Below are 12,549 nucleotides of genomic sequence, written 5' to 3'. Positions count from 1 at the left end.
GACCGCTACCGGCAGCCGCATGCGGCGACGCGCACGGCGATCCGGTCGAGGGCGGCGCGCACCGTGAGGGCGTCGGCGCCGCCCCGGGCCATCAGCGCGAAGGCGAGCAGCCGCCCGTCGCGGTCCACGACGAGCCCGGCGAGGGTGTTGACGCCGTTCAGGGTGCCGGTCTTGGCGCGGACCAGTCCGGCGGCGGCGTCCGCCCCGGTGCCGCTGGCGTAGCGGTCCTGGAGGGTGCCGGTGAATCCGGCGATGGGCAGGCCGCTGAGGACCGGGCGCAGCTCGGGGTGGTCGGCGGAGGCGGCGAGGGCGAGCAGTTCGGTGAGGACGGCGGGCGGGATGGCGTTGTCGCGGCTCAGGCCGCTGCCGTCGTGCAGCACGGTGGCGCCGAGCGGCACCCCGGCGCGGGCCAGGGTCTCCCGTACGGCGGCTGCGGCGCCCTCGAAGCTGACCGGGGTGGCGGCGGCGACGGCGACCTGGCGGGCGACGGCCTCGGCGAGGTCGTTGTCGGAGTCGGTGAGCAGTCGCTCGACCAGCCGGGCCAGGGTGGGCGACTGCACCCGGGCCAGCTCGGCGGCCTGGGCGGGGGCGGTCCGGGGGCGGACGGCGGTGACGGTGAGGCCCCGGCCGCGCAGCAGCTGGGCGAATGCCTCGGCGGCCTGGTCGGCGGGGTCTTCGTAGCGGACGGCGACGCTGGTGCCGCGCGGGTCGATCCGGCCCTCGTCGGCCATCAGGGCGCTGACCGGGGCGATGTTCTCGCCGTCGTGGTACGGGTGGCGGACGGGGCCGTCGTAGGCGGAGGTGTCGTAGCCGAGGCGTATGGAGGTGGTCCCGGCGGCCTTGAGGGCGGCGGCGGTGCGGTCGGCCAGATCGCGCAGCGAGGCGGGGGCGGTGTCCGGGTCGGACCCCTTGGCGCGCGGCAGCACGGTGAGGGTGGGGTCGCCGCCGCCGACCAGGACGACCTCGTCGGCGTCCTCGCCCCTAACCGCCCGGGTGGTGATGCGGTGGTCTCCGCCGAGCAGGGTGAGGGCGGCTATGGAGGTGCCGATCTTGGTGGTGGAGGCGGGGGTGGCGGGCACCGTCTCACCCGAGCCGTAGAGCAGCCGGCCGGTGGCCGCGTCGGCGATCGACGCGGTGACGGAGCCCAGCACGGGGTCGGCCATGGCCTCGGCGAGGGCGGCGTGCAGCCCCGTACGGGTGGGCACCGGCGCCACGGCCCCGGCGGAACCGGCGGCACCGGCAGGACCGGTGGCACCGGCGGCCTTGAGGACCGCCGCCGCCGGGCGGCGCTGCGGGGTCGGGCTGGGCTGCGGCGCCGAGCTCGGCCGGGACCCGGCGGCGGCGCGTCGCTCGGCGGCCCGCTGGCCGCCCTCCCACGGCCCGGCCAGCGCGACGGAGCCCGCCGCCAGGGCCAGCCCCACGGCGCCGGCCACCAGCGCGGTACGGGCGGGTGACGTGGCCACCAGCCGGTCGACGCCGACCCCGGCCCAGCGCAGCGCCGTCCTCCCCGCCGACCGCCCCGCCCCGAACACCCGATCGGTCCACTGCCCCGCCCTGTCCACCCACCGGCCCCTTTCCCGAGCACTCCGTACCGTAGGAGACACTTGATTCTGACAGTGCCGAATCTTGGAGGACCCGTTGGAGTTCGACGTCACCATCGAGATCCCGAAGGGCTCGCGGAACAAGTACGAGGTGGACCATGAGACAGGCCGTCTCCGCCTCGACCGGATGCTCTTCACCTCGACCCGCTACCCGGCCGACTACGGCTTCGTCGAGGGCACCCTCGGCGAGGACGGTGACCCGCTCGACGCACTGGTCATCCTGGAGGAGCCGACCTTCCCGGGCTGCCTGATCAAGTGCCGCGCCATCGGCATGTTCCACATGACCGACGAGGCCGGCGGCGACGACAAGCTGCTCTGCGTCCCGGCGTCCGACCCGCGCTGGGAGCACCTGCGGGACATCCACCACGTGTCGGAGTTCGACCGGCTGGAGATCCAGCACTTCTTCGAGGTCTACAAGGACCTGGAGCCGGGCAAGTCCGTCGAGGGCGCCCACTGGGTCGGCCGCTCCGAGGCCGAGGCCGAGATCGAGAACTCGGTCAAGCGTCTGAAGGAGTCTGGGCACTCCCACTGAGCCCCGACGCGAAGAGGGCCGAGACCCGGGGAGGAACCCTCCCGGTCCCGGCCCTCGCTGTGTCCTGCCGTTCAGCGGTACGGGCTCAGCGGTACGGGCGCGGCTGGAGCAGTGGTCTGCGCAGCGGGGCTGCGGCGGGGGCGGGGGCGGCGGCACGGGCGGCCGACTGGTACGGCGGAGGCGGCGTCGGCCGCAGCTCCGCCTCCAGCCGGGCGGCGATCCGCCGGGCCGCCTCGGCGTCCGCTCCGGGCTTGGAGGTCAGTCCGGGGTGCCCCGGCGGCACCACCCGGGGCGTCACGGCCCGCCGCACCGCCCGCACCACCTCCCGGGCCAGCCGCTCCAGCTCCTCGTCGCTGGCCCCGGGGCAGCAGTCCGCCGCCCATGCCCCGATCACCCGGCTCGCCGCCCGCCTCGCCTCCCCGGGCCGGGGGCGCTGGTCGGTGGACTCACGTGGTGCCTGAGCGGTGTGCATGGGTTCCTCCCTGAGGGCGGGCGGTCCTGACACCCTCCTCTACGCACCCGCAGCCGGAACCGTTCACCCGCTGCCCGCACGCCGCACGCCTTCGGCCATCCGGCGGCGCAGGCGCCGGTGGCCGAGGGCCCGGACATGGCGCCAGGCGGCGCCGGTGACCTCCTCGGCCTGGAGTGCGGCGACCTCGGCGGCGGTGCGGAACAGATAGCGGAAGTCGATGTGCCGGTGGCCGCGCTCGCCCTTGGCCTCATCGGCGGGGATGGCGTGCACCTCGATCTGAAGCGGGCTGCTGCCGAGCGGTACGACGCTCTCGGGGCGGATGCCGGTCTCCTCGGCGAGTTCCCGCAGGGCGGCGGTGAGCAGGGTGCCGTCCTGGGGTTCGACGTGTCCGCCGGGCATCAGCCAGCGGGACAGTGCCCGGTGGTGGATGAACAGCACCTTCCCGGTGGGGCCGATCAGCACGGCGGTGGCGGTGGCGTGGCCTCGGTACTCGGTGCGGTCGGTCAGGTCGGCCCCCTCGTCCAGAAGCCTCAGGGCGAACTCCAGGCCGGGCTTCTCCTTCGGGTGGAGACCGGCGTAGGCGTCGATGGTGGCGCGGATGTGCGCGGGCGTGATGGGCACGGGCATCACCCGTCGAAGTCATCGGACCGGGTCGGTGGTACGGGCCCCGGCCGTGCGGCATCTCCCGGGAGCGGCAGCGTAGCGGTCTCCGCCGAGGCCCGCGCCGGGCGGCGGCTGGCCTGCGGCGGGCGGGGTCGGCGGGTGCCAATGCGGGGGCAGCGGCAAGGAGAAGGTGGGGTCAGCGGGTGCCGGGGCGGTGGCTGAGGTAGCCGACGGCGCGTGGGGGGCGGCGGCGGGTGGGATCGGCGCGGGCGGACCGGGGTCAGCGGGTGCCAGGGCGGTGGCGGTGGAGGCAGGGGCGGGGGCGGCCGGCGGTGATGGTGCGGCGGCGGGCGGCGGAGAGGTCGCGGCGGGCGGCGGTCACGGGGTGCGGGGGCCGGTGGCCTGGGGTGCGGTCGGAGCGGCGGGCGGCGACCCGGGCCAGGCGGCCGGCCTCATGGGCGTCGAGGTGGGCGGTCATCCGGGCGGCCATCCGCTCGGCGACCCGCCGGGTGGCGGTGTGGTGCGGCGCCACCTTGTCCGGGGCGCCGGCGATCAGGTCGAAGAGCCAGGTACGGGCCCGGTCGGCCCTGCGGTGCAGCCGCTGCTCACGCCGTACGGCCCTGGCCATCCGGCGGGGCCGCCGCCGGTAGCGCCACCGCGCCCAGGGGCTGTACGGGCGGGCCAGCCGGGCGGCGCCCACCCAGGAGAGGCCGGGGACCATGATGCCCAGCAGCCCGGTCCAGACCTTGCCCTTAAAGAGCGTGACCAGGGAGAACAGCGCATTGACGGAGAGCACCGCGAGCACGCCCCAGCGGGTGGACTCACCGGGGACGACGCCCAGCGGGAGGTACCCGGTGAGCAGCAGCCCGGTGACCAGGATGCCGATGATGACGGCGTCCACCGACTTGCGGCCCTGCTCGCTCCAGTAGACGTCCTCCAGGTGCAGGATCAGCGCGAACTCGTCGAGCACCAGCCCGCACCCGATGCCGAAGAGCAGCCCGAAGAGTCCCAGCCTCGCACCGCCGCTGGCGAACGCCCCGAAGCCACCGGCCAGCAGGAAGCCCAGCCCGAAGACGGCGTGGTGGATGTGCAGGCCGCCGGGGGTGATGTTGCCGGGCCACCAGCGCACCCCGCGCCGGATCATGCGGACGCTGAAGCGGATGCAGAGGAAGGACCCGATGAACCCCACCAGCAGCAGGAACAGCGGCTGCTTGCCCTGTTCCAGGATGTGGTGCCGGTAGGCGTGCACCAGGCCCTCCCACACCACCCCCGGCCGCCTCAGAATCCCCGGGTCCGCTTGGCGGCCGGCCGCTGGCCTGCGGCGGTGCCGGCGCCGACGCCGACCGGCAGCCGCATGAAGAGCCGGGCGACCTCGCCGCCGAGGTTCACGCCGACGGCGAGGGCCAGCGCGAGCGCGGCGGCGCGGCTGACCGCGACCAGTCCCCCGTCGGCGTGGCCCTGGGCCACCGAGAGCATGCCGAGGTAGATGGCGGAGCCGGGCAGCAGCGGGCCGAGCGCGGCGGTGACATAGGGCAGCGCGGAGGCGTACCGGTAGCGGGAGGCGAGCTGGCCGAAGAGGCCGACGATGCCGGCGGCGATCCCGGTGGCGATCACCGGGGAGACGCCGATGTCGACGGTGAGGGCGCCGTACACGGCCCAGCCGATGCCGCCGTTGAGGGTGACCAGCAGCAGGGTGCGGCGGTGGCTCTGGAGCATCACCGCGAAGGCGAGGGTGAGCAGCATCGCGGCGGCGAGTTGGAGCGCCGGATAGCTGTGCTGGAGCAGGCTCTGCTCGGGCCGCAGCTGGGCGCCGAAGCGGACGCCGACATAGAGCACCAGCAGGACGCCGACGATGATGCCGGCGACCAGGTAGAGGACTTCCAGCAGCCGGGCGGCGGCGGTGATGTAGAAGCCGGTGAGGCCGTCCTGTACGGCGGAGACCAGGGCTCGGCCGGGGAGCAGCGCAAAGAGCCCACCGGTGATCACCACCGAGCCGCGCAGGCCGACGCCCGGTCCGGCCAGGGCGAGGATGACGCCGGTACCGGCGGCGGGCATGGCGGCCAGGACGAACTGGTAGAACTCCGGCAGCCCGCGCCCGGCGACCAGCCAGGCGAGCCGGTCGCCGAGGACGGCGGCGATGAAGGCGGTGGCGAAGACCAGCCATGCCTTGGCGTCCAGCTGCCCGCCGACCAGGAAGCAGGCCGCACCGGCCAGGAGGCCGGCGCAGAGCGAGAGCAGCCAGCCGGGGTAGGGGTGGCGGTTGCGGCGGATCTCGGCGAGTCGGCGGTAGGCGTCATTGACACCGGCCCGCTCGGCGGTGATGTCGGCGACCAGGCGGTAGACGGCGGCCAGCCGGGTGTAGTCGGAGGCGCGGCGGCGTACGGTGCGGTCGGCGGTGACGGGGGCGTCCACCAGCGAGGGCTGGTAGGAGATGGAGATCATGATGAAGGTGACCTGGGGCTCGCACCGGTCCAGGCCGTAGGCGTGGGTGACGCCGAGCATGGCGGCCTCGACGTCCTCGGCGCTCTCACCGCTGGCGAGCAGCAGTTCGCCGATGCGGAGCGCGAGGTCGAGGATGCGGGGGACGTTGCGGCTGCCGGTCTCGGGGCGACCCTCGCGCTCGGTGCGCTCGAAGGCGGGCCGCTCGGACATGGGGGTGCGCAGCAGGGTGCGCATCCGGTCCGGCCAGGGTGCGGCGCCGGGGGCGCCGACCTGGAGCGACTGCACGGATATGCCGGATGGCGGGGTGTAGCCGACGGTGCGCCAGTCGTCGCCGGAGGAGAGGGTGGGTTCGTCGATGCCGAGCAGTCCGGCGGTGGGGGGCGCCTTGGGGGCGCGCGGCCGTTCGGTGCGGCGCTGCGCGTCCCTCTCGCTCTGCTCCCCGGCGAACTCCTCGGCGAACTCCTCGGCGAGCGCGTCGTCGCCGACGAGCCGCTGTTCGCCGACCGCCTCCTGTTCACTGCCCGTCGGTCGGGTCCTCCCCCGGCCCGTCCGGTCCGCCGCCTCCGGCACCTGCCCGCTCCTTGCCGCCCCGTTGGGCGGGTCCGGCCGACCGCGCGCTCACCGGGTGTGATCCTTTCCCCCACTTTGCCTGATCACCGGCGGGAATGCACATGCCCCTGATCGGTATTTCCGGCAGGCTCGGCCCGGGCGGCGCGGCGGGCCCGCAGCAGTTCCACGGCGACCGGTACCACGGAGAGCAGCACAATGCCGACCAGGATCAGCTCGATGTGGTCCCGGACGAAGGCGATCCGGCCGAGGACATGGCCGAGCAGGGTCACCCCGCTGCCCCAGAGCACCCCGCCGACGATGTTGTACACGGTGAAGGTGCGGTAGCTCATGCGGCTGACCCCGGCGACGACCGGGGTGAAGGTGCGGATCACCGGGACGAAGCGGGCCAGCACGATCGACCGGCCGCCGTGCCGCTCGAAGAAGCCATGCGCCTTCTCCACGTTCTCCTGCTTGAAGAGCCGGGAGTCGGGGCGGCGGAAGAGGGCCGGGCCGACCTTGCGGCCGAAGAGGTACCCGACCTGGTCACCGGCCACGGCGGCGGCGGTGATCAGGGTGCAGACCAGCCAGAGCGGCTGGTCGAGGTACTGGCCGTGGGCGACCAGCAGGCCGGCGGTGAAGAGCAGCGAGTCACCCGGCAGGAAGAAGCCGATGAGCAGGCCGGACTCGGCGAAGACCACCGCCAGGATGCCGATCAGGCCGAAGGTGGAGATCAGGTGCTCGGGGTCGAGCCACTGCGGGCCGAGGGCGAGGGTCGTCACGGGGCGGCCGCTCCTGGTACGGGGGCGTCCCGGGCGGACGCCAAGGTTTGGTCATGCAAGAGTAAAGCAATGACCAAGTCGCGTCCGCCCGTGGACCCCCGCCAGAGCCCGTGCTGCCAGAGCCCGTGCTGCCAGAGCCCGTGCTGTCAGAGCCCGTACCGCTCCACGGTGTCGCGGTGCGGGGCGGTGTCGGTGCCCGCCGCCTCGGCGAGGTCCGGCCAGGCCAGCGGGTGCTCCCAGGCGGCGGTGAGCCGGGTGAGCAGCGCGTCGGCGTCGGCCGCCGAGGCCAGCGGCGGGATGCCCACGGCCGCGTACAGACCCGGCAGCGACTCCCCGCCGCCGGGGTCGGTGACCCGGTACAGGTCGCCGCTGTAGGCCCAGATGCCGTACCCCTGCGCCCGCAGCTCGTCCCGCAGTGCGGCCCATGCCTCCTGGCCCGGCGAGGCACCGTCGATCCAGTAGGTGGTGAACCCGGCGGGGTCGAGCAGGGTGACCATGCCGAAGAGCGGGCTCCAGTGCTCCAGCTCCTCCTCCGACTGCGGCTGGGGCTCCAGCAGGCTGGGCTCGAAGACCACGGTGTCACCGTGGTTGACCGGCACGTCGTCGCCGGTGACCGGCAGGATGCGGGCGGTGGCGGGCCCGGTGCGGATCGCCGGGAGGTCGAGGTGCGAGCCGTTCGCCGCGGTGACCCGGACGCTGATCACCTGCCACTCCTCGTCGATCGGCCCCTCCTCGGCCTCGAACTCCATGCCGAGCCGCGCGGCGGCTCCCCGCACGGCGGCCCAGTCCCGGTTGGCGGTGGCGGCGACGATCAGGCCCCACAGGTCGGGCGGCTGGACGGTCCGGTGCGCCTCCTCCGGCCCGGCGGCCTCCCCGTCCGGCAGGGCGTGGACCAGGATCTCCTCGAAGAGCCGCTGCACCCCGGCGTGGTCGCCCAGCTCAGCGGCGGCCTTCGCCCAGAGCCGCCGGGTGTTGATGCGGTCCGGGTGGAGCGCGATGATCGCCGCGCACTCCTCCGCCACCTCGGCCCAGCGACCCTCCGCCTCGGCCCAGCGGGCCCGGGTCCAGTGCGCGTCGCCGGGCCGGTCCACGGCCAGCCGGTCGGCGAGCCGCCGTACGCCGTCGCCGTCGCGCGCCTCGATCAGGGCGGAGGCCAGGACGTTGGGCAGGTAGGCGTCGGCCGGGTCGCTCTCCAGACGGCGCCACATCAGGTCGGCGGCGGCGCGGGCCAGCCCCAGCGCGCCCAGCAGGCTCGCCAGCGAGAGCACCAGGTCGGTGGAGTCGGGGCACTGCTCGGCGGCCTCGGCGACCAGGTCGGTGTCGGCCTCCAGGTCCTGGTGGGGGTGGGCCGCGTCACCGTCCTCGGCGTGTTCGGCGTGCTCGGCGTGCTCGGCGTGCTCGGCGTGTTCGGCGTGCAGTCGCTCGCTGCGCTCGGCCAGCCACGGCAGCAGTTCGGCGGCGGGGACGGGCAGCTCGGGCGCCGGCAGCGCGTCGGCGGCGGCGCGCACCTCGGCGACCTGCTCGGCGACCCCGTCGGTCCGGCGCAGCGCGGTGACCTTGCGCTCGGCGCTGTCGGCGAGCGCCCGTGCCACGGTGCGCGCGCCCCGGGCGGTGGCGAGTCGGCCGGCGATGAGCAGCAGGTCCAGGCAGGGGCGGTGGGAACCGACCGAGTCCAGGTACCCGGCCCAGCGGGCGAGCCGGGTACCCAGCTCGGCGTCGTTGGGCAGCGCTCCGAGCCCGGCCAGCGTCTCGGCGGTCTCCGCCCAGCGGGCGCGCAGGTCGGCGTACTCGTCGGCGTCCTCGGCGGAGGGCAGCTGCGCCACGGCCTCCGCCGCCCGGCCGAGGGCCGCCAGCGAGCGGGCGCGGCAGAGGCCGAGGGAGCGGCGGTCGTCGTCGTCCAGCTCCAGGCCACGGGTGAGATGTGCCTTCTCCGCCTCGTCCGTCGCGGTCAGGGCGTCCTCGTAGCGGCCGAGCAGATGGAGCGACCCGACCCGCGCCAGGCCGAAGCTGAGCGACGGCTGCTGCCCGGCGGCGCGCATCCGGGCGGCGGCGGCGTCCAGGTAGGCCAGGGCCTCGTCGGCGCGGTCGTCGTCCTCCAGGGCGTCGGAGTACTCCCGGGTGAGGCAGTCGAAGCAGGCGCGGGCGGGCTCGATGCGCTCCAGGGTCTCGTCGAGCACGGCGATCCGCTCGGCGACATAGCCGGGCCCGTCGATGCGGGCGTGGCAGATGGCGAAGTCCTGCACGGTGCAGACGGACTGCGGGCAGCCGGCGGTCTCCTCGCGGTGGGCGTACTCCAGCAGCGAGACGGCCTCGGTGAGGGCGGCCTCGCCCTGCTGGCGCTTGTTGAGGAGGTTCTGGAGCCGCCAGTGCCGCAGATAGAGCTCCACCCAGGGCAGGCCGAGGGCGCGGGCCGCCGCCAGTGCCTCCGGGTAGGTGGCGTCCAGCTGCGCGTTGCGGCCGTCGGTGGCGTGGCCGGGCAGGTCGATCACGGCCTGGGCGAGCCGGTGGTGCCCGGCCTCGGCCAGTTCGCCGTGGGTGTCGCGGACCCAGGCCCAGATGTCGGTGCTGCTCACGCGGTGGCTTCCCCCCGGTCGGTGCTGGTGTCGGTGTTCGCTGTGGTGGTGTTCGCTGTGGTGCCGGTGTCGGCGGTGAGCGCGGCGACGGCGGCGCCGAGCCCGGCCAGTGCGGCGGTGAGGTCGCCACGGCTCTCCCCGCCGGCCGCGCTCATGATGACCTTCATGGAGCGGAGCAGCCCGGCGGCGGTGGCGGTGCCCGGGTGGGCCGCGCGGTAGGCCCCGAGCAGCCGCCGGACGGCGGGGCTGTCCAGGTTGAGGTAGAGCCGGGCCCGGACGCTGCCGTCGGTACGGGCGGTGAAGGCGCGGGCGAGGCGGAGCGCGGCGCCGGGGATGCGGGCGTCGGCCTGGTCGTCCTCGATCCGCTGCTTCAGCTCGGCCTCCCGGTCGGGGACCAGCACCAGCGGCAGTTCGGCGGGGGCGAAGCGGGCCGGGGTCAGCTGCTCGCCGTCGTCGGCAAGGGCAGCCGCCAACCAGGCGGCCTCGTCGGCGGCGAGCGGCCGGTCGGCGTCGCGGAAGAGCGCCCGGTTGCCGTCCTCGCTGCCCAGCTCCACCACCCGGCAGCCGCGCAGTTGCCCGTAGCGGCGCAGGAACGGCAGTACGGCGTAGCGGTCGCCGCGCGCGATCGGGACCTGCATCGCGCGGTAGAGCATCTCCTCGAACCCGCCGGAGGTGCCCAGCGCGATATGCAGGGTGCCACCACCGGCGGCGCGCAGCGCGCCTGCCGTGAGGTCGCCCTGCGAGGTGGGGACGGGCACATCGTCGGCGAGCAGGGTGAAGAGGCGGTCGTCGCAGAGGGCGGCGCCCAGCAGTTCCTGGCCGTGCCGGGCCAGGATGCGGCGCCAGGCCCCGGGATGCAGCCGGGCGGTCTCGTACAGGCCGTCGACCACGGCGTCGGCGAGGGCTTCCTGGACGGCGCGGTAGTGGTCGTCGCGCTGGAGGTCCTCACGGCTGGCGGTCGGGGTGAGGCGGGTGGACTCGATGACGCCGCCGATGAAGCCGGCCCAGCGGGGCAGCAGGTCGCGGGCGTCCTCGGAGAGCAGCATGCCGCGCAGATAGACGGCCAGGTCGCGGTTGTCGCTGGTGCCGTAGGTGGCGCTGTCCTGGACCCAGAGCAGACCGGTGGCGTCCGATCCCTCGCGCGGGGTGACGGGGAAGGCGGCGAGGGGTTCGAAGCGGCGGCCGAAGCGGGCGGCGAACTCCATCCGGGCGGCGTGCGGATCGGCCGAAGCCTGAGCCCGCGCCGGGTCCTGCGCCTGGTCCTGGGCCGGGTCCTGCCGCCAGGGGACGGGCACGGCGTTGAGCGGCTGCGGGTCGTCGCCGAGGTGGACGGGAACGGGCAGCAGCACGCAGTAGCGGGTCAGCACATCGCGCAGCACCGCCTCGTCGGCGATATGGGCGTGCTCGGCCTTCAGGCGCAGCTCCACCAGGGTGCCGGGGGCGCGAGCCGGGACCGGCTCCACGCTGTACTGCTCGCCGCCGACGCTGCGATAGCGGTGGCCGGCCGTCGGCTCGCGGTGCGAGGTGGTGGTGACGGTGACCTCGTCGGCCACCGCGAAGGCGGAGAGAAAGCCCAGGCCGAAGGCGCCGATCAGTTCGTCGCTGCCGGTGACCTCGCGCAGCAGCCTGGTGTAGCCGGTGCCCACGGTGGCGAGGTAGGCGTGGATCTCGGGTTCGGTGAGCCCGGCGCCGCCGTCCTCGACGGAGACGGTGCCCCGGGAGCGGTCGCCGCGCACGGTGATCCGGCCGCCGTTCTGCCCGGAGGGGTCCTCCAGGCGGCGGCGGGTGAGGGAGTCATGGCCGTTCTGCACGAGTTCGCGCAGGGCGACCAGCGGGGTGGAGTAGAGGTGCGAGGCAAGCACGGTGACGAGGCCGCCGAGGTCAACCTCAGTGGCACGCAGGCCCTGTGACATGAGGTCACAGTGTGCCAGTACGACAAGCAGGTGACCAGCGGATTCGGGAGTGACGCAGGGGGACTCGGTCAACCACGGGTTGACGGCGGCGCGGCGCGGTGCGCGATGGCCTCGGAACGCCCGGAGACGCGGCCGTTCGGGGGTTTTCGGGCCTGTTGGCGTGACCTCGGGATCGTCTCACTCGTTGCCGGTCCGGGAGTTCCTTGTGACGCTATCGAGCGAATTGACGCCATAGGGCTGGAAACGTGTCGATGTCCTGGTGAAAGCTGGCGGAGCGACGCCAGCAGCGGCGGATCCCCGGGGAGGCCACCCCGCTCCGCCACACCGGCACACCGCCGGCACCACCGCCACCAGCACAGGGAGACCGCGTGTCCCGCTTTCGCGCACTCGCAGCCCTCGCCGTCCTCGGCGCCCTCGTCCTCGCCGGCGCCGGCACCGCCCAGGCCAGCAATGCCACCGACGCCAGGCGAACCTCCAACGGCAGCGTCGTGAGCAGCACCGGCTCGGGCAACCTGGTCGGCCGGGTCCACGGCAACGCCAGCGGCTCGCAGCAGACCGCCACCGGCTCCGCAGGCTCCAATCAGAACAACACCTCGGCCGCGACCGGCCGCTCCGGCAAGGTCGCCGCCGTCCAGGGCAACGGCAACCTCGCCGCCCACCTCCACTACCCCCGCCTCCGGTAGGCGGTGCCCCAGCGGGCGCGGGGGCGGACCGGGTGATCCGGTCCGCCCCCGCGCCCGCACTGGCCCAGGTGGCCTATCCGGCGGCGGCAGCCGCCTGGCCGGGGATCTCGGGCACGGCCGTTGCGCCGCCGGCCGTTGCGCCACCAGCCGTCGCGCCACCAGCCGTCGCGCCACCAGCCGTCGCGCCACCAGCCGGGGCCTCGTGGCGGACGACGACAAAGGCGTCCAGTACCGGGTCGTAGTGGTCATGGTGCGGCAGCCCGGTCTCCTGCGCCTCCCGATGGGCGCGGGCGGACGCCTTGGCGGCGGGCGCGTCACCGGGGTACCAGGCCACCACCGTGCCTCCGCCCGGCGGGCAGAGTCGGCAGGTGGAGGTCTCGGCGGTGACGGCGGCCATGGTCG

General features: G+C 74.8%; 10 protein-coding genes and 1 pseudogene. 2 read left to right on the top strand and 9 right to left on the bottom strand.

Translation table 11 applies throughout. The features are described 5' to 3' along the window. Positions 1 to 5: 5 nt before the first annotated feature. Positions 6 to 1,562, bottom strand: coding sequence for a D-alanyl-D-alanine carboxypeptidase/D-alanyl-D-alanine endopeptidase (dacB, locus tag C7M71_RS17145; RefSeq protein ID WP_229758774.1), 1,557 nt, complete (start codon positions 1,560 to 1,562; stop codon positions 6 to 8). 76 nt (positions 1,563 to 1,638) lie between these two features. On the opposite strand from dacB, the gene C7M71_RS17140 reads away from it, so the two are divergent. Further along, on the top strand, positions 1,639 to 2,133 hold the full coding sequence (locus C7M71_RS17140) for an inorganic diphosphatase (protein WP_111495503.1): 495 nt from the start codon (positions 1,639 to 1,641) through the stop codon (positions 2,131 to 2,133). A gap of 85 nt (positions 2,134 to 2,218) precedes the next feature. Here C7M71_RS17140 and C7M71_RS17135 read toward each other — a convergent pair whose 3' ends face one another. From C7M71_RS17135 to C7M71_RS17105, 7 genes and pseudogenes are all read right to left on the bottom strand, one after another. Beyond that, entirely contained in the window at positions 2,219 to 2,605 is a 387-nt protein-coding gene (locus C7M71_RS17135; protein WP_162824287.1) for a hypothetical protein, read from the bottom strand. A 63-nt stretch (positions 2,606 to 2,668) separates the two neighbouring features. Then, on the bottom strand, positions 2,669 to 3,232 hold the full coding sequence (locus C7M71_RS17130) for an NUDIX hydrolase (RefSeq protein ID WP_322975172.1): 564 nt from the start codon (positions 3,230 to 3,232) through the stop codon (positions 2,669 to 2,671). A 256-nt stretch (positions 3,233 to 3,488) separates the two neighbouring features. Then, positions 3,489 to 4,475, bottom strand: coding sequence for a hypothetical protein (locus C7M71_RS17125; RefSeq protein WP_175607700.1), 987 nt, complete (start codon positions 4,473 to 4,475; stop codon positions 3,489 to 3,491). An 11-nt stretch (positions 4,476 to 4,486) separates the two neighbouring features. Beyond that, positions 4,487 to 6,168 (bottom strand): annotated as a pseudogene (locus tag C7M71_RS17120) (threonine/serine ThrE exporter family protein). Between the two features lie 135 nt (positions 6,169 to 6,303). After that, complete coding sequence (locus C7M71_RS17115) at positions 6,304 to 6,978, bottom strand: DedA family protein (protein ID WP_111493489.1); 675 nt, start codon at positions 6,976 to 6,978, stop codon at positions 6,304 to 6,306. A 146-nt stretch (positions 6,979 to 7,124) separates the two neighbouring features. Continuing rightward, positions 7,125 to 9,551 (bottom strand): hypothetical protein, encoded by a 2,427-nt coding sequence (locus C7M71_RS17110; protein ID WP_111493487.1) that lies wholly within the window; start codon positions 9,549 to 9,551, stop codon positions 7,125 to 7,127. After that, complete coding sequence (locus tag C7M71_RS17105; RefSeq protein ID WP_111493485.1) at positions 9,548 to 11,464, bottom strand: ATP-binding protein; 1,917 nt, start codon at positions 11,462 to 11,464, stop codon at positions 9,548 to 9,550. Before C7M71_RS17105 ends, C7M71_RS17110 begins: the two co-directional genes overlap by 4 nt. Positions 11,465 to 11,832: 368 nt before the next feature. Here C7M71_RS17105 and C7M71_RS17100 point away from each other — a divergent pair, with 368 nt between their 5' ends. Beyond that, positions 11,833 to 12,147, top strand: coding sequence for a hypothetical protein (locus tag C7M71_RS17100; protein WP_111493483.1), 315 nt, complete (start codon positions 11,833 to 11,835; stop codon positions 12,145 to 12,147). A gap of 73 nt (positions 12,148 to 12,220) precedes the next feature. On the opposite strand, the gene C7M71_RS30720 is transcribed toward C7M71_RS17100, so the two are convergent. Beyond that, entirely contained in the window at positions 12,221 to 12,544 is a 324-nt protein-coding gene (locus tag C7M71_RS30720; RefSeq protein WP_162824286.1) for a hypothetical protein, read from the bottom strand. Positions 12,545 to 12,549 lie beyond the last annotated feature (5 nt).

It is taken from the genome of Peterkaempfera bronchialis, from assembly GCF_003258605.2.
In the GTDB taxonomy this organism is placed as follows: domain Bacteria; phylum Actinomycetota; class Actinomycetes; order Streptomycetales; family Streptomycetaceae; genus Peterkaempfera; species Peterkaempfera bronchialis.
The sequence above is the reverse complement of the archived record's forward strand: the minus strand, read 5'-3'. Positions and strand labels throughout refer to the sequence as shown.

Bases quoted from the DNA above. Each gene is read 5' to 3' on its own strand.
- C7M71_RS17135 (WP_162824287.1), bottom strand. From the start codon at position 2,605: ATGCACACCGCTCAGGCACCACGTGAGTCCACCGACCAGCGCCCCCGG.
- C7M71_RS17130 (WP_322975172.1), bottom strand. From the start codon at position 3,232: ATGCCCGTGCCCATCACGCCCGCGCACATCCGCGCCACCATCGACGCC.
- C7M71_RS17105 (WP_111493485.1), bottom strand. From the start codon at position 11,464: ATGTCACAGGGCCTGCGTGCCACTGAGGTTGACCTCGGCGGCCTCGTC.
- C7M71_RS30720 (WP_162824286.1), bottom strand. From the start codon at position 12,544: ATGGCCGCCGTCACCGCCGAGACCTCCACCTGCCGACTCTGCCCGCCG.